This window comes from Bartonella raoultii (assembly GCF_019659805.1).
Taxonomy (GTDB): domain Bacteria; phylum Pseudomonadota; class Alphaproteobacteria; order Rhizobiales; family Rhizobiaceae; genus Bartonella; species Bartonella raoultii.
This window is the reverse complement of sequence record NZ_JAIFRO010000002.1, coordinates 288,665-311,736: the sequence shown is the minus strand read 5'-3', so window position 1 is coordinate 311,736 and position 23,072 is coordinate 288,665. Positions and strand designations below refer to the sequence as shown.

General features: G+C 36.2%; 22 protein-coding genes and 1 other RNA gene. 14 read left to right on the top strand and 9 right to left on the bottom strand.

What is annotated here, in order from left to right; all coding sequences use genetic code 11:
• Positions 1-54: 54 nt before the first annotated feature.
• The 8 genes from K3248_RS02605 to gshB all read right to left on the bottom strand — a co-directional run bounded on the left by K3248_RS02605 (position 55) and on the right by gshB (position 9,254).
• On the bottom strand, positions 55-1,302 hold the full coding sequence (locus K3248_RS02605; RefSeq protein WP_220716804.1) for an aminopeptidase: 1,248 nt from the start codon (positions 1,300-1,302) through the stop codon (positions 55-57).
• A 52-nt stretch (positions 1,303-1,354) separates the two neighbouring features.
• On the bottom strand, positions 1,355-2,203 hold the full coding sequence (locus K3248_RS02600; RefSeq protein WP_220716803.1) for a cell wall hydrolase: 849 nt from the start codon (positions 2,201-2,203) through the stop codon (positions 1,355-1,357).
• Positions 2,204-2,771: 568 nt separating this feature from the next.
• Entirely contained in the window at positions 2,772-3,488 is a 717-nt protein-coding gene (phoU, locus tag K3248_RS02595) for a phosphate signaling complex protein PhoU (protein WP_220716802.1), read from the bottom strand.
• Between the two features lie 20 nt (positions 3,489-3,508).
• A complete protein-coding gene (gene pstB, locus K3248_RS02590) occupies positions 3,509-4,267 on the bottom strand; it encodes a phosphate ABC transporter ATP-binding protein PstB (protein ID WP_220716801.1) in 759 nt (252 codons plus the stop codon).
• 41 nt (positions 4,268-4,308) lie between these two features.
• The gene (pstA, locus tag K3248_RS02585; RefSeq protein ID WP_220716800.1) at positions 4,309-5,601 is read right to left on the bottom strand and encodes a phosphate ABC transporter permease PstA; all 1,293 of its coding nucleotides are present in this window, start codon (positions 5,599-5,601) and stop codon (positions 4,309-4,311) included.
• Positions 5,598-7,058, bottom strand: coding sequence for a phosphate ABC transporter permease subunit PstC (pstC, locus tag K3248_RS02580; RefSeq protein WP_220716799.1), 1,461 nt, complete (start codon positions 7,056-7,058; stop codon positions 5,598-5,600). Before pstC ends, pstA begins: the two co-directional genes overlap by 4 nt.
• A gap of 62 nt (positions 7,059-7,120) precedes the next feature.
• Complete coding sequence (locus K3248_RS02575; protein WP_220716798.1) at positions 7,121-8,167, bottom strand: substrate-binding domain-containing protein; 1,047 nt, start codon at positions 8,165-8,167, stop codon at positions 7,121-7,123.
• A 148-nt stretch (positions 8,168-8,315) separates the two neighbouring features.
• Entirely contained in the window at positions 8,316-9,254 is a 939-nt protein-coding gene (gene gshB / locus K3248_RS02570; RefSeq protein ID WP_220716797.1) for a glutathione synthase, read from the bottom strand.
• Positions 9,255-9,341: 87 nt separating this feature from the next.
• On the opposite strand from gshB, the gene K3248_RS02565 reads away from it, so the two are divergent.
• Complete coding sequence (locus K3248_RS02565) at positions 9,342-10,130, top strand: molybdopterin-synthase adenylyltransferase MoeB (RefSeq protein WP_220716796.1); 789 nt, start codon at positions 9,342-9,344, stop codon at positions 10,128-10,130.
• Between the two features lie 445 nt (positions 10,131-10,575).
• On the opposite strand, the gene K3248_RS02560 is transcribed toward K3248_RS02565, so the two are convergent.
• Entirely contained in the window at positions 10,576-11,130 is a 555-nt protein-coding gene (locus K3248_RS02560; protein WP_220716795.1) for a c-type cytochrome, read from the bottom strand.
• A 103-nt stretch (positions 11,131-11,233) separates the two neighbouring features.
• On the opposite strand from K3248_RS02560, the gene K3248_RS02555 reads away from it, so the two are divergent.
• The 13 genes from K3248_RS02555 to ybeY all read left to right on the top strand — a co-directional run bounded on the left by K3248_RS02555 (position 11,234) and on the right by ybeY (position 23,017).
• Positions 11,234-11,965 (top strand): 3-deoxy-manno-octulosonate cytidylyltransferase, encoded by a 732-nt coding sequence (locus K3248_RS02555; protein ID WP_220716794.1) that lies wholly within the window; start codon positions 11,234-11,236, stop codon positions 11,963-11,965.
• Entirely contained in the window at positions 11,962-12,825 is an 864-nt protein-coding gene (locus tag K3248_RS02550) for a prephenate dehydratase (protein ID WP_220716793.1), read from the top strand. The genes K3248_RS02555 and K3248_RS02550 overlap by 4 nt, the downstream gene beginning before the upstream one ends.
• A gap of 92 nt (positions 12,826-12,917) precedes the next feature.
• Positions 12,918-13,325: a hypothetical protein gene (locus tag K3248_RS02545; RefSeq protein WP_220716792.1), complete on the top strand. Its 408-nt coding sequence runs from the start codon at positions 12,918-12,920 to the stop codon at positions 13,323-13,325.
• Between the two features lie 371 nt (positions 13,326-13,696).
• An RNA gene (gene ffs, locus K3248_RS02540) (signal recognition particle sRNA small type) lies at positions 13,697-13,794 on the top strand.
• Between the two features lie 217 nt (positions 13,795-14,011).
• Positions 14,012-15,946 carry a DNA polymerase III subunit gamma/tau gene (locus tag K3248_RS02535; RefSeq protein ID WP_220716791.1) on the top strand — a complete coding sequence of 645 codons (1,935 nt, stop codon included), beginning with the start codon at positions 14,012-14,014 and terminating at the stop codon, positions 15,944-15,946.
• A gap of 14 nt (positions 15,947-15,960) precedes the next feature.
• Entirely contained in the window at positions 15,961-16,284 is a 324-nt protein-coding gene (locus tag K3248_RS02530; protein ID WP_220716790.1) for a YbaB/EbfC family nucleoid-associated protein, read from the top strand.
• Between the two features lie 36 nt (positions 16,285-16,320).
• Entirely contained in the window at positions 16,321-16,926 is a 606-nt protein-coding gene (gene recR, locus K3248_RS02525) for a recombination mediator RecR (RefSeq protein WP_220716789.1), read from the top strand.
• 47 nt (positions 16,927-16,973) lie between these two features.
• Entirely contained in the window at positions 16,974-18,002 is a 1,029-nt protein-coding gene (locus K3248_RS02520; RefSeq protein WP_220716788.1) for a YeiH family protein, read from the top strand.
• A 660-nt stretch (positions 18,003-18,662) separates the two neighbouring features.
• Positions 18,663-19,346: a tRNA (adenosine(37)-N6)-threonylcarbamoyltransferase complex dimerization subunit type 1 TsaB gene (gene tsaB, locus K3248_RS02515; protein WP_220716787.1), complete on the top strand. Its 684-nt coding sequence runs from the start codon at positions 18,663-18,665 to the stop codon at positions 19,344-19,346.
• Positions 19,346-19,837: a ribosomal protein S18-alanine N-acetyltransferase gene (gene rimI / locus K3248_RS02510; protein WP_220716786.1), complete on the top strand. Its 492-nt coding sequence runs from the start codon at positions 19,346-19,348 to the stop codon at positions 19,835-19,837. Before tsaB ends, rimI begins: the two co-directional genes overlap by 1 nt.
• A gap of 31 nt (positions 19,838-19,868) precedes the next feature.
• Positions 19,869-21,245: a tRNA (N6-isopentenyl adenosine(37)-C2)-methylthiotransferase MiaB gene (miaB, locus tag K3248_RS02505; protein WP_220716785.1), complete on the top strand. Its 1,377-nt coding sequence runs from the start codon at positions 19,869-19,871 to the stop codon at positions 21,243-21,245.
• A gap of 159 nt (positions 21,246-21,404) precedes the next feature.
• Positions 21,405-22,529 carry a PhoH family protein gene (locus K3248_RS02500; RefSeq protein ID WP_220716784.1) on the top strand — a complete coding sequence of 375 codons (1,125 nt, stop codon included), beginning with the start codon at positions 21,405-21,407 and terminating at the stop codon, positions 22,527-22,529.
• Positions 22,526-23,017, top strand: coding sequence for an rRNA maturation RNase YbeY (gene ybeY, locus K3248_RS02495; RefSeq protein ID WP_220716783.1), 492 nt, complete (start codon positions 22,526-22,528; stop codon positions 23,015-23,017). The genes K3248_RS02500 and ybeY overlap by 4 nt, the downstream gene beginning before the upstream one ends.
• Positions 23,018-23,072 lie beyond the last annotated feature (55 nt).

Genomic DNA, 23,072 nt, shown 5'->3' with positions numbered 1-23,072 from the left:
TATCGTCCTAATAATAATGCATTTTCCAACAAAATGCTATTAAAAAATAATTATTTAAGCCCATTCACCTTTACGAAATACTGGAATTTTCGTACCATCCTGCTTAATACCATCTATATCGATTTCACCTGATCCAATCATCCAATCAATATGAATAATACTTTTATTACCACCGCGTGCCGCAATCTCTTCTGCTGTCAACGATCCCCCATTTAAAAAACACTTGGAATAACATTGTCCTAAGGCAATATGACATGCTGCATTTTCATCAAATAATGTATTATAAAAAAGAAGATCACTTTTAGAAATTGGTGAAGAATGCGGAACAAGAGCAACTTCACCTAATCGGCTTGCACCCTCATCACTTTGCAAAACTTGTTGTAAAACTTCTTGTCCCTTTGAAGCACGGGCATCAACAACACGTCCGGCTTCAAAACGCATCTCAATATTATCAATCAATGCCCCTTGATGAGAAAGAGGCTTCGTCGAACGAACAAAACCTTCAACCTTATAAGCATGAGGAGTCGTAAAAACTTCTTCTGTTGGAATATTAGGATTACAGATAACACCATTTTGGGCAATCGATGCACCACCCTGCCATTCATGATCATCCGCCAAACCAACCATTAAATCAGTTCCTGGACCTGTAAAATGCAAAGCAGAAAAACACTGCTCATTAAGCCAAGAAGACCGTTGCTTCAAAGTCGCATTATGGACAGTCCATGCATGTACTGCATCCTCGTCTGTAACACGTGACGCCGCAAAAATTGCATCAGCTAATTTTTTCACTGCCTCATTGAGTGGCAAAGAAGGGAATATCGCTGTAGCCCACCCTGCTGTTGGATAAGAAACAATCGACCAATTAATAGCAAAATTTGATATTTGTTTAAGAGCTGGCTGATAAGCCATTGAAGTGGCTTTATTCAAACGCGCAACCTTATTAAAATCCTGATTAGAAAGCAGCATAGGATTATCACCAACGACCGCTAAACGCGCTGCTCCATTTTCAAAAGCCTTTGCCATTCCTTCATAAAGCCAAGAAGGAGCACAATCAAAACTAGCACTATGTGCATTTTCAAAACGCGTAAGCGATAACATATCATCACTAAAAAGCGGTGTAATCACACCAGCGCCAACCTTATAGGCATGATATGCAATACGCCGAACAAATGGTAATGCCGAAACTGGAGCCGTTAAAACAAGATCTTGTCCTTCTTGTAAGTTCAGCCCTACTTTTACCGTAATTTCTGCAAGCCTATTAAGCATTTCAGGCGAAATTTCTTCATGAATATCAAAGTGCATGACCAATACCCTTCTTAATAATTATAAAAAATGGTCGGAGATGATAACAAAACTATCGGATTCTGTGTCGCTCTTCTAACATTGCAACAACTGCATGTAACTGATCAGATGAGGGCATCGTATAAGCCATAATTGATTCGTTTTTCCCCTTTTGATTATCTATACGGTAAGGAGCATAGGTGGGAATAGGAACTTTATCAAGCTGTACCATAGCAAAAGATGTCTTATCTTTCATTTTCGTCTTCGCCATCTGTATAGAAGAAGATGTATTTTGTCTATTTTCAGCTTTCATTTTCTCATTCACGGAACCTGTATCTACAAAACTTGGCACGTTTCCAGAGCGCTCTTGTGCAAAGGCATAAGCAACATCATAAGGACGATTATTCGAAGGAATCTGAAGTAATCCATCACGTGATCGTTTTTCATAAAAGGCATTACCTCCTGCAACACGAACATAGTGCATATTTTTATAAGGAAAAGATAAACCAGCAGTATGAAAAAACTTAGCGTTTCTTACTTTCTTATCGCGTTCACCGCGTAAAACAGCATCAGCAGCTTCTTTCACACGTGCAACAGATGCTGGTTCTTTCATAGGACGTGTTAAAACACCAGGTGCAAACTGCTTATACTGACCAACAACACCACAAATTGTCTTCGGATAAGCACTTGAATTAACACGATTCATAACAACCGTACCAACTGCAATCATCCCTTCTCGACTTGTGCGATTTGATTCAAAATACATTGCACGCATAAGACATTGGCGTTCGGTTAATGGATACATTACTGTTTTTTTGTTATTATTTACTTTTCTAGCACCAAACTGATTTGTAGCACACCCCACAATAACCAACGGTACTATAAAAAAAGTTATCAAAACCGTCAAAAATTTCTTTTTCATCTTATGCAACAGATTCCCCATGGCTTGAAATATTCAAAATTTGAATGAACTGTAAATGTATCTTCAATACAAATACATAGCTAATCCTTACCACTTCGTAAAATTTTAACACAATGCGTAATAAAAAAACATTTATGCGAATAAAACATAAAAAAATCTTAATTTTTTAAAAAGTAATTTTGATATTGCTAGTAGCTAAACTTCATTTTTCATTTGTACTGCAATCCAATACCACTACAATCTTTTAAAAGAATAGAGACAAGACTAAGAACCTCAAATTATCCGTGTTAACATAAAGCCGCTAGCACAAATATGCCTTTCATAATGAACTTTAAAAATAATTAAGAAATATTATCCCCCAATCAAAGCATAAATAATAAACTCCCTCTAAACTATACAAAAAAGTAAAAACAAAATCCAGAATATTATCTTTCAAGATCTTTTTGCTTTACGACTTTTACTAATAATGCATAGACCATACTTATCTCATAGCTCTATCATAAATTGAGTGTTTAACACTTCTTTTCTTTAAGAATATAATTTTTTACGCAAATGCAAAAAACTTAATCTATTTTTTTTCATCTACCCCAACCTTGTATGTAAGATCATCGCGAGGACGTTCAAAAGACATATGGGAACCCGTTATGATATAATGTACCGTCTCAGCAATATTGGTAACATGATCACCAATGCGTTCAATATTTTTTATGCAAAAAAGCAAATGTGTACAAACCGTAATATTACGCATATCTTCCATCATATACGTTAAAAGCTCTCGAAAAAGAGAGGTATATAGCGCATCAATTTTACCATCACGCTCACGTACTGCATCAACCCGATCCAATAAACGGACTGTATAAGCACTTAATACTTCTTTTAACTGATTAAGTGCCAAAGTTGTAATTGTTTCAAGCCCACAATAAAAAGATGCGGGTTGGCGTATTTCTGAAAGAGCGACTGTCCGCTTCGCAATATTTTTAGCCATATCCCCAATCCGCTCAAGATCAGAAGAAATACGAATAGCCCCAACAATTTCACGCAGATCAACAGCCATCGGTTGGCGTTTACAAATAATGGTAATCGCTTTTTCATCAATGTCGCGTTCTACCTCATCTAAAAATAAATCATCAGTAATCACTGCCGTTGCAAGCTGAAGATCATTACGCACAATCGATGTTACAGAACGTTCAATCATTCTTTCCGCATGATCACCCATTTCCATAATCTTTGCTTCCAAATATTTTAATTCTGCATCATAAGAGCGAACAATATGATTCATAGACATATCTTATACTCCTCATTCGCTTATCCAAAACGCCCCGTAATATAATCTTGCGTACGTTGTTCTTTTGGTGAAGTAAATATCATTTCCGTTGCACCAACTTCTACCAAATGCCCCAAATGAAACATAGCCGTATATTGAGAAACACGTGCGGCTTGCTGCATTGAGTGCGTTACAATAACAATTGTATAATTTTTTCGTAATGCATCTATAAGTTCTTCAATACGTGCTGTAGCAATAGGATCAAGAGCTGAACAGGGCTCATCCATTAAAATAACTTCAGGACTGACCGCAATAGCGCGTGCAATACATAAGCGCTGCTGTTGCCCTCCTGATAAACTTGTTCCTGCCTCATGAAGACGATCTTTTACTTCTTCAAATAAACCTGCCTGCCTCAAACTTTTTTCAACCACATCATGCAATTCAGCACGCGATTTTACTAAACCATGAATACGTGGTCCATAAGCAACATTGTCAAAAATAGATTTTGGAAAAGGACTAGGCCTTTGAAAAACCATCCCAACACGTGCACGCAATTCTACAACATCAAGACGCGAGTCATAAATATCTTCTCCATCTAAGGTAATCAGTCCTGTTATTTTTGCACCTTCAATCGTATCATTCATGCGATTAAAGCAACGTAAAAAAGTCGATTTTCCGCAACCTGAAGGACCAATTAAAGCCGTAACTTGATGTTCAGGAATATCAAGCGTAATTCCATGAATGGCTTCTTTATCTCCGTAAGAAACCTTTACATCCTGACCACGCATTTTAATTTTCATTATAGAATTCACCTTATTTTCGGATATAAACTTTTTTGATATTATTTGCGTCGTTCAAATCTTCGGCGTAAAAAAACAGCCGAAATGTTCATGATAGCAAGAAAAAACATTAATACGATGATAGCGCCCGATGTCTTTTCAACAAAAGCGCGTTCTGCTTCACCGGCCCACATAAAAATTTGTACGGGTAGAGCTGTAGCGGGATCCATAGGCGTTGTAGGAATATTTGCAACAAAAGCAACCATTCCAATTAAAAGCAAAGGTGCAGTTTCACCCAATGCTTGCGCTACACCAATAATTGTACCTGTCAAAATACCAGGAGCCGCTAAAGGAACAACATGATGAAAAACCATTTGTGTTTTTGAGGCTCCCAAGCCTAAAGCTGCTGCACGAATAGAAAGAGGAACAGCCCGTAAAGCGGAACGGGTTGCAATAATGATAGTAGGTAATGTCATAAGGGCCAAGACAAGCCCACCAACAACAGAGGCTGAACGCGGTAATCCAAAGAAATTAATAAAAACTGCAAGCCCTAAAAGACCAAAAACAATTGAAGGAACTGCCGCAAGATTATTGATATTTACCTCAATAAAATCTGTAAACTTATTTTTACGTGCATATTCTTCTAAATAGAGAGCCGCTGCTATGCCTAGTGGTAGAGAAATTACTAAAACTATGACAATCATATAAAAAGAACCAATCATTGCAACAGCTAATCCGGCAGTTTCAGGACGGCTGGAAGCACCAAATGTAAAAAAACCAAAATTAAATGTTTTATAAAGTACACCATCATGTGATAAACGTTTCATCCATTCTATCTGACGATCTGAAACTTTGCGTTTTTTTTCTTCTACACGCAAATCAATCTGTCCCTTATAAGCAGAATCAATATCTGCTGCCGCTAAAACTTTGATTGTTTGCGTTGTTCCAATCAATTTTGGATTCTTTGTCACCATCTTACGTAATTGAACACGCACACTCTTTGAAAACATGCGGTTAACATCTCGTAATAACGCCTTATCTTTTTGATCTATACCAAGCTTTGTTGCCAAAGCATTCCGTACAAGAAGCGGATAATTAGCAGTGATTAATATCTGTGGACTTTTCTCACGTTGGCCACTTGGATCAATAACCTTTTCATCCAGATAAACCGATAGCGTCATTTCACTTTGAAAAAAAGCTGTATATCCTTGACTCAGTATAGACCATAAAAGGGCCAACAAAAAAAATAACCCAATAAAAATAGCAATTAGGCCATAGGCACGAAAACGACGCTCAGCCCAATATCGGCGCTTAAGTCCAATATTACGACGATGCAAAAGAATATCTTCACTCATTCATATTGTTCCCGATATTTACGCACGATGTAAAGTGCCAGAATATTCATAAAGAGCGTTACAATAAAGAGTGTCATGCCCAAAGCAAAAGCAACAAGAGTTTGGGGAGAATTAAATTCAAAGTCACCCGTTAATTGATTAACAATCTTAACTGTCATCGTCGTCATTGCTTCAAAAGGATTCAGTGTTAAATTTGCCGCAACCCCCGCTGCTAAAACCACAATCATTGTTTCTCCAATTGCGCGTGATGCTGTCAATAAAATTGCTCCCATAATTCCCGGAAGTGCAGCTGGTATAACAACTTTTTTAATCGTTTCAGATTGCGTTGCTCCCAAACCATAAGATCCTTCACGCAAAAAGCGTGGAACAGCCGTAATAACATCATCAGATAAAGAAGAAACAAAAGGTATCAGCATAATCCCCATTACTGTTCCAGCTGTTAAAACACTTTGAGCCATAATAAAACCGCTACCACCAGAAAGAGAAATAGAAAGATCACGTAAAAACGGCCCGACAACCTTTAAAGCGAAAAAACCATAAACAATGGTAGGAATACCAGCAAGAACCTCCAGTAATGGTTTCACTATTGATCGTAATCGTGCAGAAGCATATTCAGCCATATAAAGAGCTGAAAACAATCCTATAGGAACAGCAAAAAGCATCGCTACAAATGCAATATAAAGTGTACCAGCAAATAATGGTATCAAACCAAACTGCCCTACTTCAGTACCTGAGCCACTAGCAGAAAAACGCGGATCCCAAACTGTTCCAAAAAAGAAATTTGAAAAAGATACAGACTTAAAAAAATTTACTGTCTGAAAAAACATAGAAAGCACAATACCTGCTGTCGTCAAAACCGCGACTATAGACGCACAAACCAAGCCAATAATGATTACGTACTCAACTTTATTGCGCGCACGTCGACGTGGTGCTACTTGTACAACTCCAAAGATACAACCACAAAAAGCAATAATAAAAAGAAAACATTGACCAATAAATTGCAACTTTTCAGAAGAAATAGCCCATGATTTCGCTATCTTTAATACATCATTTGGTACTTCATGTGGTAAAATAAATCCCTTAGTTAATAACTGCGTTCGCACATCTTCATACGAAGCAGTCGCCATATTTCCTTCAAAATAATGAATAGATTTAATGAGACTGCGAAGAGTTCCCCAAATAAGGTCATGGTTTATAACCTCTCCAACGCGTGCACTATATGCACTTATTTCTCGCATAGCGTTGTATTCTAAATAAATTGTACTCACACTCTCCCAAAAAAATAAAAAAATAAGAGCTGGAATAATGGTGATTAAAAATGTCCACCAACCATAATAATACGCACGAGAATGCATCTTATATTGCATATATTCAAGAGTGCGAGCCCGCATATAAGAAATACAAAAACCAACAAAACCAAGAGCTAATAACAAAAAAATAACGTAGGAAATGCGCATATTGTCTTTCAATTTTTACAAAAAAGCAGTGTAAAAAATTTCTACACTGCAAATTTAGAAAATTATTTTAAAGTCATTACTCTACCTGCAGAAAAAGCAGAACGTTGTGCCTGACGCTCCTTTTCAGAAGCAACAACCAAACCATATTCAGCCAATGGACCATTGGGACCAATTATTTGATCAGAAAGAAAAAAATCAACATATTCGCGCAATCCTGGAATGATATCTAAATGCATTTTTTTAACATAAAAGAAAAGTGGTCGAGAAACTGGATATTCACCACTCGAAATTGTCTCAACGGTTGGCGTAAAACCATTCATATCTGCAACTTTGAGCTTATCAGCATTATTTTCATAAAAGGATAAACCAAAAACACCAATACCTGTTTTATTAGAAGTCAAACGTGCCAATGTTTCAGAATAATCTCCATCAATATCAATAGCCTTTCCATCCTTACGTACAGCAATACATGCTGCATGTATTGCTTTATCATCCATCCCCGAAGACTTCATCTCCTCAACAGCGCCACTGTCCTTACAACCTGCTAAAAGAACTTTTTCTTCAAAAACTTCACGCGTTCCATGTTTTTCTCCAGGAATATAAGCTGCTATCACCCAATCAGGAAGAGTATTATTAATCTCTTTCCACTTCACAGTTGTATTAGGCTCTAATTTGCCATTAACAACAACATGTGCAGCAAGTGCTCTATAAACATCTACTGGTTGTAATTTCCAATCAGGCCCATCAATATCTGTTGCAAAAACAATGCCATCATATCCAATACGGATTTCCTCGACATCTTTTACACCAGCATCAAAACAAGACTGTAATTCACTAGGCTTCATTGCTCGCGATGCATTAACGATATCAATTGCATTTTCCCCAATACCACGACAAAACTCCTTAATACCAGCTCCTGTACCACCTGACTCAATAACGGGAACTTTAAAATGGGGATAAGTTTCTCCAAATATCTCAGCAACAATCTTTTGATAAGGTAAAACTGTAGATGAACCTGTCATCTGAATTTGATCACGCGCATTGCTCATATTTACTGACAACAATACCGCAAAAATCAGTCCCACCCCAACTGATAACAATTTATTCATCTAGAACTCCTTAAAATATGAATCAAAGTCTCTTATTTATACTTATGCATAGTTTTAATTGTAATTCATATTGGCAACATAAAAAATATAAAAAAAGCAATATTAATAATTTTTTGAAAAATCATGGTTGCGCTTTTTATCAATATATTTAATTTGAGCGCTTGCATTCAACGACATCCCAAAAAAGATGCGCAATATCCGCACCACCAAAGTATTTAATTTCACGAATCCCAGTAGGAGATGTCACATTGATTTCTGTTATATAATCTCCAATCACATCAATCCCTACAAGCAAAAGACCACGTTCTCGTAAAGCCGGACCAATACGCTTGCAAATCTTATAATCGTGGTCTGTTAAATCAATATTTTCTGCGTGACCTCCAATATGCATATTGGAGCGAATATCCGTTTCTGCAGCAACCCTATTAATGGCCCCAACAACTTTACCATCAAGCAAAATAATCCGTTTATCTCCTTTGCGTACAGCATCTAAATAGCGCTGAATAATAAAAGGTTCGCGATACATTTGTGCAAACATTTCCAAAAGCGATGCTAGATTATGATCATCTTTTTTCAAATAAAAAACACCTGCCCCCCCATTTCCGTAAAGTGGTTTTACAATAATATCACCAAATGTAGCTCTAAAATCTTTTATTTCTTCAATATCTTTTGTAATTAATGTCTCTGGCATTAAATCAGAAAATTCAGTTACAAAAATTTTCTCTGGACTATTACGCACCCATGCTGGATCATTTACAACAAGCGTTTTAGGATGAATGCGCTCTAATAAATGCGTTGTGGTAATATAATTGAGATCAAAAGGGGGATCTTGGCGTAAAAGAACCACATCCATATCTATCAACTGTGTGCGAAAAGACTTGCCTAATTGATAATGATTCCCCTCTTCATCACGCACAGTCAAAGGCTCTACTCGTGCAATTATATTACCATCGTACATGGAAAGATGATCTGGTGTATAATGGAAAAGAGAGTGACCGCGTTCTTGTGCTGCTAAAGCAAGTGCAAATGTTGTATCTCCTTGAATCCGAAGTGTTGAAATATGATCCATCTGAATAGCAATTTTCATGAATAAAAACTCCCTTATACGAAAAGTAAATGAACCTATGTGCTATAAGGTTAGTAAACAATAAAAAACTATGACAAGAGAAAGCTCATGATACAAGAAAACAATATACAATTAAGCAATGAGGAAATCAAACGCTACGCACGCCACATCACTTTGCCTGAAATTGGTGGAGCGGGACAACAAAAACTGAAAGCAGCACGTGTACTTGTTGTTGGCGCAGGTGGTCTTGGTGCTCCTGTTCTAACTTATTTAGCAGCTGCAGGTGTTGGAACGCTTGGAATTATTGATAATGACATCGTTTCACTTTCTAATTTACAACGCCAAGTTATTCATAAAACAAATGCTCTAAACCAAAACAAAACTGACAGTGCTGAAACCACTATAAAAGCAATAAACCCTCATATTATAGTTGAGAAACATACCCAACATTTAGAAAAAAGTAATGTGGATAAACTTCTTAACGCCTACCACATCATTATTGATGGAAGTGATAACTTTGCTACACGTTATCTGCTTGCTGATCATGCTGCACAGTGCCAAAAACCTCTCATAAGTGGTGCTGTAGAACGTTTTAATGGCTCACTTACAGTACTTATGCCTTATAAAGACAATAATCCTCATTATCGCGACTTATTCCCTAACCCCCCTGCTTTAGGTACTATTCCAACATGTGCTGAAATTGGAATTATCGGTATCTTACCCGGTGTTATCGGAACATTACAAGCAATGGAAGCTCTTAAACTCATCACAAATATCGGTGAACCCTTAGTAGGAAAAATTCTTCTCTATTATGGATTATTAGCACAATTTCAAATCGTCACTTATAAGCGATCAGATTCGCACATAAATACAGCAGATAGCAAAATTTCTGTATAAGAATTTTAGGAATAAAAATAGAGTCTGCAAATTATCTTTAACTATTTCTTCATTGTACATAACGACCATTTTATATGTAAATACCTGAACAGTTCTTAAATCATACCTCATCAACAGATAACCCATAGGATATTGTTTAAAAGATCAAATAAACAGTCGATTACACCTGATAATACTATAAACAAGATGATAATTCATGAAGTATAGTAAAGTAGAATTTGAATGAGCACATGCAACAGCCATCAAAGCAATAAAAAGCTTTTTTGCAATTTAGAATAAAATTTATCTCTGTATGAGAGCGTTAAAGATTCTTAATGGCACAAACATAACATCAATTTTTAAATTGGTTTCTCAATAACAATTGCTTTTGATAAAATTACATAATTCCAATAAATACATAAAAACCTTTATACCTGTTTTTAAGTATTTTCTCTTTTGCTATCGCTTAATCTGGCTTATTATTATCTGTTGGTAAAGGAACAGGATGATCAGATAAACTGCGTAAGTAAAGCAAAAGATCAGCGCGATCTTGAGCATTTTTAATCCCACGAAAAGACATAATTGTTCCTGGAAATGTCTTCTGTGGAGAGTGTACATAACGATCTAAGGTTACAAAATCCCATCTTTGATCAGAATGTGCACGTAAAGCTCGTGAATATGCAAAACCTTGCGTTGATGCCAAAGGACGATTGACTATCTCCCAAAGAACTGGGCCAACACGTCCTGATTCATTGCGCCCAGAGGTATGGCATAAAGCACATTGGTGAAAAATCTTACGTCCATTTTCAAGGTCACCTTGCTGAAGGCGTTCATTTAATGATAAAGAACTATCCTGCATTTGCTGTTCTTCTTTAATCACGTTATTTTTTGTAACTTTATCAGAAGATTTAATTGATACAGGCGTATCATAAAGCCTATTACTGAGTGTAGAAATTCCTACAAAAATAACCAGCACAAATACACATGCAAAAATAAAATAAAGGATTGTCGAGCGATTCATAAAAACTCAAACGTTCATATTTTCATTACGACTTTCAGTTTAAGCTTTTTTCGTATAACACACAACATGATAAATGCAGAACACACCGCACTTGGAACTTTCAATGGCTCTTGAACCTATTATTCTTATTCCCGCCCGTATGGGATCAACCCGTCTTCCTAAAAAAGCTCTTGCAGAAATTTCTGGAAAACCAATGATTGTTCACGTTGTAGAACAAGCAAAAAAAGCTGCAATAGGGCGTGTAATTGTTGCAACAGATCATAATGATATTGCTAAAACTGTTACAACTTATGGATATGAATGTATTATCACATCTGGCGATCATAAATCTGGATCTGATCGTATTTATGAAGCTTTAACACGTCTTGATCCTGAACAACGCTACAATACTATCTTGAATATCCAAGGAGATCTCCCAACAATTACACCTAGTGAAATTATCAGTACATTGCATCCTCTAGAAAATGATTTAACTGATATTGCAACTTTAGGTGCCAAAATTATTGAGGAAGATGAAAAAAACGATCCAAATGTCGTGAAAATTATTGGTACACCGCTCTCTCAAAACCGCCTGCACGCTCTTTATTTCACCCGCGCCACAGCGCCTTATGGGGATGGTCCTCTCTATCATCATATTGGGATATACGCCTATCGACGCAAAGCGCTTGAGCAATTTGTAGCTTACAAACCTTCCCCACTCGAAAAACGTGAAAGACTTGAACAATTACGTGCATTAGAGCATAATATACGTATTGATGTAGAAATAATTGATACAATTCCCTTAGGAGTTGATACGCAACGTGACCTTGAAAAAGTACGTAAGATTTTAGCATGAAAATACCTGAAAATACCAATAAAATCTCTTTTCAAGGAGAATTCGGTGCCAATTCCCATATTGCTTGCTCTAATATGTTTCCCCATATGGATGCTATCCCTTCTGCTACTTTTGAAGATGCTCTTAACCTAGTAGAAAAAGGACAAGCTGATCTTGCTATGATTCCTATTGAAAATACTTTGGCTGGTCGTGTTGCTGATATTCACCACCTTTTACCACAGTCATCGCTTTATATTATTGATGAGTATTTTTTACCTATCCATTTTCAATTAATGGTTTTACCCGGTGTAAAACATCATGAGATTAAAACCGTCTACAGCCATATACATGCGCTGGCGCAATGCCGTAAAATTATACGTAAAAATGGTTGGAAACCTGTTACTTTTGCTGATACAGCTGGTGCTGCAAAGTTTATCAAAAAAAATGCAAAACGTTCACAAGCAGCTTTAGCCCCTCTCGTTGCTGCAAAACTTTATGGACTTGATATTCTTGAAAAAAACGTTGAAGATAATCCTCGCAATATTACACGTTTTGTCATCCTTTCCCGTTCTCAACGACATGTGCCAAAACCCCAAAATGGCGAAAAAATTATCACGAGTCTTCTTTTTCGCATACGCAATGTTCCAGCTGCTCTTTATAAGGCAATGGGAGGTTTTGCTACAAATGGTATTAATATGACAAAATTAGAAAGTTATCAGATTGGTGGAAATTTTAATGCTACACAGTTTTTCGTTGACATTGAAGGACACCCTGAAGACATTATGATGCAACACGCCTTAGAAGAACTCGCTTTCTTTTCCGCTGAATTTCGTATTATTGGCATTTATCCAGCTCAAAAAGATCGAGCATCGTACATATAAAAGCAATAAGCCTATTTATTACGTTAAATTTATTCTTATCTTTATAAAAGGCTTCTATAATTAGCGATATTTTAGCATAAAAAGGCCAAATAATGAAAAAAAATTTTGTACAAGGATTATTAACTGCTCATATTTTACTTTACTCTAGTGGTGCATTTGCTGGGTTTGGTGAGAGAAAATGGACCTTTGCAGCAGATGAGAGTGTTACAATTGGCTCATCAGATGAGATTCATCAAGGTGTTGAGTATGCTTGTAATCGATTTAAACCCAAGAAAGTATCCTTTACTTTATCATACTCTAACCTTGCTGATTTAAATAAATTAAAAATTACAGCTGATGATGACAATAAAATAATCCATGATAAAGAAAATAAGACCTTTATACTAAAAAATGTAAAATCTCTTCATATCTGCTTCCCTTCATCAGGATATTATATTTTTAAAAATATTACACAGGAAAAAGTTATTGGAAAAAATTGTGATACGGGAGATTATGATTAATTATATTTCTGTATCATCTCAATCTTTGTGTAGACTTATTCAAGTATTCTCATAAGCCTTTTTTAAAGTGTACTGAATACTCTACGATGCTCTATTTTTAATGTGTATTTTATACTTTGGTAAATTAAGTTGCTTTGTATTTTCATCATTAATGTCATTCTTGAACAAAGAATATACTCTATAATTTAAGCCAATGAGCCGCTTTTTTACGTTATATTTTGTTTGTACCCACTCAAAATTGATAAATTCTCAACCTATTGGTTAGCCATAATAGAATAAATTAAATTTAGCGGAAAAGTGTTTGGTTGTTTATACACTATCGTTCGTTTCTAAGCTTGATTTTTGATTTTAAATCGACCATATTAAATGCGGGAGGTTGGTGGTGGACGAACTGCTCGCCAACCGGGTCAGGTCTGGAAAGAAGCAGCCCCAACGAGTTCTGGTACGGGTCACTGTACCAGCCTCCTCTCTTACTGAAGAGATTTTTATCATTTTCAGAAGAGTATCTTTAATTTTCAAAGCGACGTTGCGTATGTAGCAAATAAAAGGATTCAGCTGTCTTTAAGCGCGTAATCTTGTCTTTTAAAAAATAAATTGATTAAGAAAAAATTCTTTTATATGAGAGTGCAATATTAATTTGTAATTCTTTCCATGCGCATAAGAGAATTTCGAAATTGGAAGCATCTATGGAAAATATGCCGGTAGAGACAGCCTATCGCGTTCTTGCTCGCAAATATCGACCTCAAAACTTTTCTGATCTCATTGGTCAAGAAGCAATGGTGCGTACCCTCACGAATGCCTTTGAAAAAGGACGTATCGCACAAGCATGGATACTCACAGGAATTCGCGGAGTAGGTAAAACAACAACAGCACGTATTTTGGCACGTGCGCTTAATTATAAAACAAAAGATATTGACCAACCAACAACCGCATTAAATAAACTAGGAGAACATTGCACACAAATTATTGAAGGCCGCCACATCGATGTTATAGAAATGGATGCAGCTTCCCATACAGGTATTGATGATATTCGTGAAATTATTGAGCAAATACGTTATCGCCCTGTTTCCGCACGTTATAAAGTTTATATTATTGATGAAGTGCATATGCTTTCAACGCAAGCTTTTAACGGTTTGTTGAAAACACTTGAAGAACCGCCGCCACATGTAAAATTCATTTTTGCAACGACAGAAATTCGCAAAGTTCCTATTACAATTCTGTCACGTTGTCAGCGTTTTGATCTACGACGTATCGAATCAAAAACCTTGACTACGCATTTGCGCAAAATTGCAAAACTTGAAGATGTAGAAGTAGAAGATCAAGCACTCTCTATGATTGCTCGCGCTGCTGAAGGTTCTGTGCGCGATGCATTGTCCATTTTTGATCAAGCGATCGCGCATAGCAATGGAAATGTAAGTGCTTGTGCTATGCGTACCATGCTTGGATTAGCTGATCAAGCTCGTATTATTGACCTCTTTGAATTTATCATGAAAGGTAATGTTGTCAGTGCTTTGCATGAATTACGTAGCCAATATGATTCAGGTGCTGATCCTTTCACGATACTAACAGAATTGGCCGATTTTAATCATCTCGTAACACGTTTACGTTTTACACCAGAAATTGTAGAAGATTTCTCACTAACTGAAGATCAGAGTTTAAGAAGCTTAGATTTTTCAAAAAAACTTTCTATTCCCGTACTGTCCAGAAACTGGCAAATGTTACTCAAAGGCTTACAGGAAGTTGGCCAAACTGCACAGCCACTTCAAGCAGCTGAAATGCTGATCATTCGTCTTACTCATACTGCTAACCTCCCCACCCTTGATGAAGCTTTAAAAAAGCTTTCACAAGAGACAACACCTCTCACAATCGTTCCAAGTTCTTCTCATCAAGATCCCACTCATGTAAATAATACAATAAACGTCACAACTACCCATTCTTCAGAACATATTGCAAACCTATCAACAAACCAACCAAACTCTCAAGTATCTCCAAATTTTCAAACATCCTTAGAAAACCAATTAGATAACTCTTTACACGCACAACAATCACTGAAGATTCAAAAACCGCAAAATACTCCTTCTCTTGAAAAAACAGAAATTCTTGAAACTTCTCAATCTGTTTCCTCTTCTGAAGAGATTAAAAATTTACCGCTCGTTTCCATACAAAAAGCAGAAAAACATTCTAGAGAAAAAACTATTATTATTAACTCATTACACGATATTATTAAATTAGCAGAACAGCATAATGATATCCATTTTAAACTGCTTATTAAAGAATTCGTTCACCCTGTTTCCTTTGAACCAGGACATATCACTTTAAGGATTTCTGAAGCTGCCCCCTTTTCAGTCGCGCATGATATAAAAAAAATGTTATCTCAATGGACAAAAAAGCACTTGTCTGTCACCTTTGTCAATGAAGGAGGAGGACCAACTTTACAGGAAGAAAGTATGGCCGTTCAAAAAACACTTTTTTCCAATGCAGAAGCTGATCCTGATATCGCTAAAATTCTCAACCACTTTCCTGAAGCAAAAATTGTCGATATTCGCCTAAATAATCAAGAAAACGATCTTGATTTACTCCCCAATACCTTTAAACATAAAGATAATATCAATGATGAATAAGGATACCTCTTCCAATGCGTGATATGATGAGTATGATGAAAAAAGCCAAAGAAATGCAAGAAAAAATGCAGAAGATTCAAGAAGAAATGGCAAATCTACAAGTAATTGGTACCGCTGGTGGCGGGCTTGTCAGTGTCACTTTAAATGGAAAAAATATCATAACAGCAATCGAAATTGATCCTTCCTTACTCAAACCTGAAGAAACTGAAATTCTTGAAGATCTAATTATGGCGGCCTATAATGAGGCGAGGACAAAAATTGAAATAGCTATGGAAGAAAAAACTAAAAGTATGACAGCAGGGCTACCACTCCCACCAAATTTTAAGCTTCCTTTCTAATGAATTAGATCTTATCTCTTCCTTGTGGAACAAAAAATGTCTAAACACATTGCAGGTCCTGAAATTGAGCGCCTTATTCAGATTCTTGCGCGATTACCGGGCTTTGGCCCACGTTCAGCACGTCGTGCCGCACTTCATCTTATCAAAAAGAAAGAAACATTACTGGAGCCTTTAGGAGCAGCAATACAAGAAGCTATAGATAAAGTCTGTGTTTGTTCTGTTTGCGGAAATGTAGATACAACGAACCCGTGTTCAATTTGTACAGATCCACGCCGTGATGATACAACAATTATTGTGGTCGAAGATATTGCCGATCTTTGGGCTCTTGAACGTGCAAGAGCTTTAGAGGCGCGTTATCATATATTAGGTGGGCGCCTTTCTCCTTTAGATGGAATAGGGCCTGATGAACTCAATATCGCTTCCTTAATACAACGCGTTATAAAAGGTACAATTACAGAAGTTATTTTAGCTGTCAATGCCACCGTTGAAGGACAAACAACAGCGCATTATATCACTGATCAACTCTCCAATTTTTCAGTTAAAATTACGCGACTTGCACATGGGGTTCCTGTAGGAGGTGAACTGGATTATCTTGATGATGGAACTTTAACAGCAGCTTTACAAGCAAGAACAAATCTTTAAATCTTGTTTTTCTATTATTTATTTCTTTTGAGGGAGGAAATATTAAAGTGCTTAAGCGAAAACTTTCATTTCTTAATAATTGGGCTCCAGGTATCCTCATATGTGTGCTTATCTCTGCTTTAGCCTATGGTTTGGAAGTCCTAGAAAAACAACTTTTCTCAGAGACGTGGCTTGAAAGTCTTGTTTTAGCAATCCTCTTAGGATCCATTACACGTTGTTGTTTTACTCTGCCAACATATTTTCAAAAGGGTATAACCTTTTGTGCAAAAACACTTCTCGAAATTGCTATTGTTCTTTTAGGTGCAAGCATTAGCATCCATGCTGTTCTTTCCGCCGGTTGGAGTTTACTTGCAAGTATTGTATTTATTATCTTTATAACAATCCTTCTAAGTTTTGTTATTGGACGGCTCTTCGGGCTTTCTAAAAATTTAGCGATGCTCGTCGCTTGTGGTAATGCTATTTGTGGTAACTCAGCCATTGTTGCAACTGCACCAGTCATCCATGCCAAGCATGAAGATATTGCCGCATCAATTGCTTTTACTGCTCTTTTAGGGGTCCTTATTATTTTAGGTCTCCCTTTTTTGCACCCACTTTTGAAATTATCATTTAGCCAATATGGTGTATTAGCAGGCATGGTCGTTTATGCTGTACCACAAGTTTTAGCGGCAACAGCATCTGTCTCTTTTGTCAGTGTTCAAATTGCAACAATTATCAAATTGGTACGAGTTCTCATGTTAGGTCCTGTTATTTTTACTCTATCTATCATCTATCGTCGCTCGTCACAAACGCACTTTCGTTTACATACCCTTATTCCATGGTTTATTATTGGTTTTATTATAATGATGCTTGTCCGTTCAAGTGGACTTATTCCTCAAACGGCTCTCAATCCTATCAAATTTATCGCCCAGTTATTTACTGTTATTTCAATGGCTGCATTAGGATTAAATGTTGATATCCGTTCATTAAAAAAAGCAGGATGGCGGGTTATTTTGGCTTCAACTTGCTCTATACTCATTCTTGGAGCTTGTAGCCTCATCATGATAAAATTAAATGATTTCAGTCGTATAACATTATAAAAAAAGCTTGCATAAAAATATTTAAGCCTTTTAAAGGAATTTTGTACACTTTTCAAAGAACTTATAATATAGTGGAAATCTCTTCATAAAAAAACAATCAGCATTTTAAAAGTTTCCTATTGATATGACATAAAAATTATATACACCTTGGCTTCAATAACCCAATCAATTATAGATTTTCTTTCGTTAGCCTAGCATTTTGATATATCATTGTCTGGTCTCTCAATAGAGTAATATTGGAATAGATCATTCACCCAAAAAACGATGCTGATAGATCTGTTTTATATACTCTTAATTCAATGCATTTTTTCACAAAAAACACTGGAGCATATCCTATGGTAAAACAACAAATCTGGTTTTATGTTTTTGCTCTTTTAAGTGTTTTTACAAGATGTGCTGTTGAATAAATACAATGATTTCATCAAGTCTTTCTGTATTAAATAAAGAAAAAATTGCATTCTACGCAATAATTTATTCTGTTTTTAGAAATGATCTTTTATATATAGATCCAAGAATAAATTGCATATTAATGCCCTTTCATAAACACACTTCCAAAAAGTATGTTGCCTATTTATTTTGCAAATTATAAAAATCAAAATAGACAACATGAAACAGCAATATTAACTTTTTGTTTATTATATATTTAAAGAGAGTATTTTTATGCTTATCCTTGCCATAGACACTGCTTCAATCTATTGTGCTGTTGCACTTGTTCATCACAAATCTGTTATTGCACGTCTTAGTGAACATATGAACAAAGGACATGCGGAAAAACTTATTGGATATATCGCAAAAATAACGGCACAAACCAATATTACTCTTGATCAAGTTAATCGGATTGCTGTCAATATTGGACCAGGATCCTTCACTGGCGTGCGTGTAGGTGTTTCAACAGCAAGGGCTTTATCGCTAGCACTAAAAATACCTGCTGTTGGAGTCAGTGCATTGGAAGCATTGGCAGCACAAATAAGAAAGACAAATACTGCTTCAACAATCTCTGTTGTCATGGAAGCTGGAAGGGAGGGTTTCTATCATCAAAATTTTAATAAAGATCTTACACCTTTAGGAACACCAGGCTTAAAAACAATTGAACAGATCATTAAAGATTTACCACAACAAACACAACTTACTGGTCCGGCAGCTGATATTGTCACAATGTATATGAAACATAACAAAGTAAACAAAGAAATTATACGAGACCCAACTTTATGTGAGGCAGCTGATATTTTATGTTATGCTTATCTTGCTGCAAATAAACAACCACAAGATCGCCCTCGTCCACTTTATTTACGTAATGCTGATGCAAAACAACAAACCAATTTTGCTTTACCTCGACAGAAATAATGGCTGGATTTTCATTAACAAAAAAATATTTTTGGGTTGCTCCACTACAAATTGGTGATAGCACTTCCCTTTATAAAATTCATCAACATTGTTTTATCCCTGCTTGGGAAAAACAAACTTTTGATCATTTTTTACAAGATCGCTCTATTTTTGGATATAAAGCTACTCTTATTGATCAACCTCATAAAATTTTAGGCTTTTGCCTCTGCCGTCTTATTCTTGATGAAGCAGAAATCATCACGATTGCCGTCCATCCTCATTTTCGTCGACAAGGAATTGGTACCTTACTTATCGATAATATGCTTCGCTATCTTCATCATGAACGCGCTATAAAACTTTTTCTGGAGGTAGAAGAAACAAATTTTTCCGCTTTAAATCTTTATAAACGTTTTGAATTTCAAAAAATTTCTAAACGTCTTGCCTATTATCAATCCCCAAATAGCCACGGAAATGCAATCGTTATGCAAAAAACTTTTAAGCAAATAGATTGAGATTTGTATAAAAAACATTTAGACATGCGCTATGAATAAAGAAAATCCTAAAAATATACCCCCAGTTGCTCCTAAAAAGGTTTTTATAAAAACTTATGGATGTCAAATGAATGTTTATGACAGCCAACGAATGACTGATAGCCTCAATGCACAAGGTTATGTTACGACACAAACCCCTAATGATGCAGACCTTATTCTTGTTAATACCTGTCATATTCGTGAAAAGGCAGCAGAAAAGCTCTATTCTGATTTGGGACGCTTGCGCGTAATGCGTCAAGAAAGAACCCCTGATAAACCTCTCATGGTTGGTGTAACTGGTTGTGTTGCACAAGCCGAAGGAAGTGAAATTTTACGCCGTGCACCAATAGTGGATCTTGTTATTGGTCCGCAAATGTATCATCGCTTGCCAGACTTGTTAGAAAAAGCCAAACAAGGGAAAAAAGTTATCGAAACAGACTATGCTGTTGAAGATAAATTTGCTCACTTACCACCCCATAATAAACGTACTGTAAGAAAACGAGGTGTCAGTGCATTTTTAACGGTACAGGAAGGCTGTGATAAATTTTGTACCTTTTGTGTTGTTCCTTACACACGTGGTGCGGAAATATCGCGATCTGTTGAGCAAATTACTGAGGAAGCTAAACAACTTATTGATGCTGGTGTTAAAGAAATTACCCTGCTTGGACAAAATGTAAATGGCTGGCATGGTCAAAATGTAAATGGTAAAACTTGGCGTCTTGGCGATCTTCTTCATCATCTGGCAAAACTAGATGGTTTAAAGCGCTTGCGTTATACAACTAGCCATCCACGTGATATGGATGACAGCCTTATCGCAGCACACCGAGACCTTGATATATTGATGCCTTATCTACATCTTCCTGTCCAATCAGGTTCAGATCGCATCTTAAAAGCAATGAATCGCCAACACAAAAGTACTCATTATCTTCATCTTATAGAAAAAATCCGGACAGCACGACCTGACATTGCTTTTTCAGGCGACTTTATTGTAGGATTTCCAGGGGAAACAGATGAAGATTTTGAAGAAACCATTAAGCTTATTAAACAAGTGCAATATAGTGCAGCCTATTCTTTTAAGTATTCACCTCGACCTGGAACAGTTGGTGCAACAATGAAAAATCATGTTGATGAAGCTGTAAAAGATGCCCGCCTTCAACATTTACAAGTTCTTCTCTTGGAACAACAAAATGCGTTTCTGCGTTCTAAAATTGGACAAACAACCGATGTTCTCATTGAAAAAGTCGGCCGTCACTCTGGGCAAATGATTGGTCGTTCACCTTGGCTTTTACCTGTTGTTGTGAATACAGAAGCTTCTACTGGAACTGTTATGGCAATTCATATTAAAAATGCAGGCTCAAACAGCTTTGTTGGTGAAATAGCAAACGCATAAATATATCTTTGATGGCTAATTTAAAACATATGTTTCAGAAAATTATTTTTCCTTTGAAAGAAATGATTATACTTCAAACATACACTTTATAAAATATATATTACTTTTTAAAAATTTACTCAAAAAGACTGTTAATACTTGCTCAATACGGGAGAATAAGTGAAAGTTTCAGCCGAAAAATTAAAACATATTAAGAAAAAAATAAATGCCTTTCCTGAAAATACTGATCTTTCAGGGAAAGAAAGAGCTTCAGATGTTGATCATGTTGTCATTATTTTTGAAGATAACAAATATGCAAAAACAGTCTTTGGCAAGTTCAACGAAAATCTTACTTATATCGAAAAAAGACTCAAAATTCATATTTATCCACGCAGTAATGAAGTTTTAATTTATGGAAAAACAACTGCTATAAAACATGCACAATATATATTACAGCAACTTTATAAATACGCTACAGTACATCAAGAGCTCACTTTATCAGATATAGAAGGAGCGATTGCTATGGTAAGTTTAACGCAAAAACAGCAAGATGCACCAAAAACACGCAAATCCACAACAAAACCTATACCCGCGCAGTTGAGTACCCATAAAAAAACAATCCATGCTCGCACTCCTACACAAGATATTTACATACACGCAATGGAAAATAATGAACTTGTTTTTGGTATAGGGCCAGCAGGAACAGGTAAAACATATCTTGCTGTTGCTCATGCTGCTATGCTTTTAGAGCGTGGCATCATTGAACGAATTATTCTTTCACGTCCTGCCGTTGAAGCGGGAGAACATCTTGGTTTCCTTCCTGGCGATCTCAAAGAAAAAGTCGATCCATATTTACGACCACTTTATGATGCCCTCTATGATATGATGCCCATTGAAAAAGTAGAACGTATTTTAGCTTCTGGTGTCATAGAAATTGCTCCTCTTGCTTTTATGCGTGGTCGAACACTTTCTCATGCTGCGGTTATTCTTGATGAAGCGCAAAATACTACACCCATGCAAATGAAAATGTTTCTCACGCGTCTGGGAGAAGGAACGCGCATGATTGTTACCGGTGATATAAGCCAAATTGATTTGCCTGAAAAACAGAAGTCTGGTTTAATTGAAGCAATTCGCATTCTTTCACACGTAGACAATATCGCAATTGTTCGCTTTAATGAAAGAGATGTTGTACGTCATCCTCTTGTTGCCGCTATTGTACGTGCTTATGATCATGATTCTAGAGTACAGAACGAAGAAATGTCCCTCTCATACAATATCTCAAAAAATAAATTTGATTCATCATGATTACTATTGATATAACTGTTCAAAGCACTGGGTGGAGTGAGGAGAAAATGCTTTATAACATCACTGAAAAAGCATTAATAGAAACGATGCGTCATGTTTCATTAGAAAATGTTGTAAGTGAAATTAGCTTGCTTTTTACAGATGATAAACATATGACCCAGATTAATGCACAATGGCGAGGTAAAAATAAACCCACTAATGTGTTATCCTTTCCTGCTTTTCCTCTTAAAGCTGGAGATCCTCCTGGCCCTATGCTGGGTGATATTGTTATTGCACGAGAAACTGTTGTTCTTGAAGCAAAGAAAGAAGGAAAAAAATTCCAAGATCATTTAACACATATGATTATTCATGGTATCCTCCATTTATTGGGGTATAATCATGAAACAGATGATGAAGCATACCACATGGAAGAACTCGAAAGAGAAATTCTTCGAAAGCTTTTCATACAGGATCCGTATGCGGAATTTTTAAAAAATGATAGAAATTAATTTTAAAAATATATATCACAAACATACTATAAAGTATCTTGTATTATAAAGAAAA

What these genes read in the sequence shown, in the direction of transcription:
- K3248_RS02600 (WP_220716803.1), bottom strand. Translation starts at nt 2,203, where the DNA reads ATGAAAAAGAAATTTTTGACGGTTTTGATAACTTTTTTTATAGTACCG.
- K3248_RS02555 (WP_220716794.1), top strand. Translation starts at nt 11,234, where the DNA reads ATGGCTCTTGAACCTATTATTCTTATTCCCGCCCGTATGGGATCAACC.
- pstA (WP_220716800.1), bottom strand. Translation starts at nt 5,601, where the DNA reads ATGAGTGAAGATATTCTTTTGCATCGTCGTAATATTGGACTTAAGCGC.
- K3248_RS02545 (WP_220716792.1), top strand. Translation starts at nt 12,918, where the DNA reads ATGAAAAAAAATTTTGTACAAGGATTATTAACTGCTCATATTTTACTT.
- phoU (WP_220716802.1), bottom strand. Translation starts at nt 3,488, where the DNA reads ATGTCTATGAATCATATTGTTCGCTCTTATGATGCAGAATTAAAATAT.
- K3248_RS02535 (WP_220716791.1), top strand. Translation starts at nt 14,012, where the DNA reads ATGGAAAATATGCCGGTAGAGACAGCCTATCGCGTTCTTGCTCGCAAA.
- K3248_RS02530 (WP_220716790.1), top strand. Translation starts at nt 15,961, where the DNA reads ATGCGTGATATGATGAGTATGATGAAAAAAGCCAAAGAAATGCAAGAA.
- pstC (WP_220716799.1), bottom strand. Translation starts at nt 7,058, where the DNA reads ATGCGCATTTCCTACGTTATTTTTTTGTTATTAGCTCTTGGTTTTGTT.
- K3248_RS02575 (WP_220716798.1), bottom strand. Translation starts at nt 8,167, where the DNA reads ATGAATAAATTGTTATCAGTTGGGGTGGGACTGATTTTTGCGGTATTG.
- miaB (WP_220716785.1), top strand. Translation starts at nt 19,869, where the DNA reads ATGAATAAAGAAAATCCTAAAAATATACCCCCAGTTGCTCCTAAAAAG.
- tsaB (WP_220716787.1), top strand. Translation starts at nt 18,663, where the DNA reads ATGCTTATCCTTGCCATAGACACTGCTTCAATCTATTGTGCTGTTGCA.
- rimI (WP_220716786.1), top strand. Translation starts at nt 19,346, where the DNA reads ATGGCTGGATTTTCATTAACAAAAAAATATTTTTGGGTTGCTCCACTA.
- recR (WP_220716789.1), top strand. Translation starts at nt 16,321, where the DNA reads ATGTCTAAACACATTGCAGGTCCTGAAATTGAGCGCCTTATTCAGATT.
- gshB (WP_220716797.1), bottom strand. Translation starts at nt 9,254, where the DNA reads ATGAAAATTGCTATTCAGATGGATCATATTTCAACACTTCGGATTCAA.
- K3248_RS02565 (WP_220716796.1), top strand. Translation starts at nt 9,342, where the DNA reads ATGATACAAGAAAACAATATACAATTAAGCAATGAGGAAATCAAACGC.
- K3248_RS02605 (WP_220716804.1), bottom strand. Translation starts at nt 1,302, where the DNA reads ATGCACTTTGATATTCATGAAGAAATTTCGCCTGAAATGCTTAATAGG.
- K3248_RS02550 (WP_220716793.1), top strand. Translation starts at nt 11,962, where the DNA reads ATGAAAATACCTGAAAATACCAATAAAATCTCTTTTCAAGGAGAATTC.
- K3248_RS02560 (WP_220716795.1), bottom strand. Translation starts at nt 11,130, where the DNA reads ATGAATCGCTCGACAATCCTTTATTTTATTTTTGCATGTGTATTTGTG.
- pstB (WP_220716801.1), bottom strand. Translation starts at nt 4,267, where the DNA reads ATGAAAATTAAAATGCGTGGTCAGGATGTAAAGGTTTCTTACGGAGAT.
- ybeY (WP_220716783.1), top strand. Translation starts at nt 22,526, where the DNA reads ATGATTACTATTGATATAACTGTTCAAAGCACTGGGTGGAGTGAGGAG.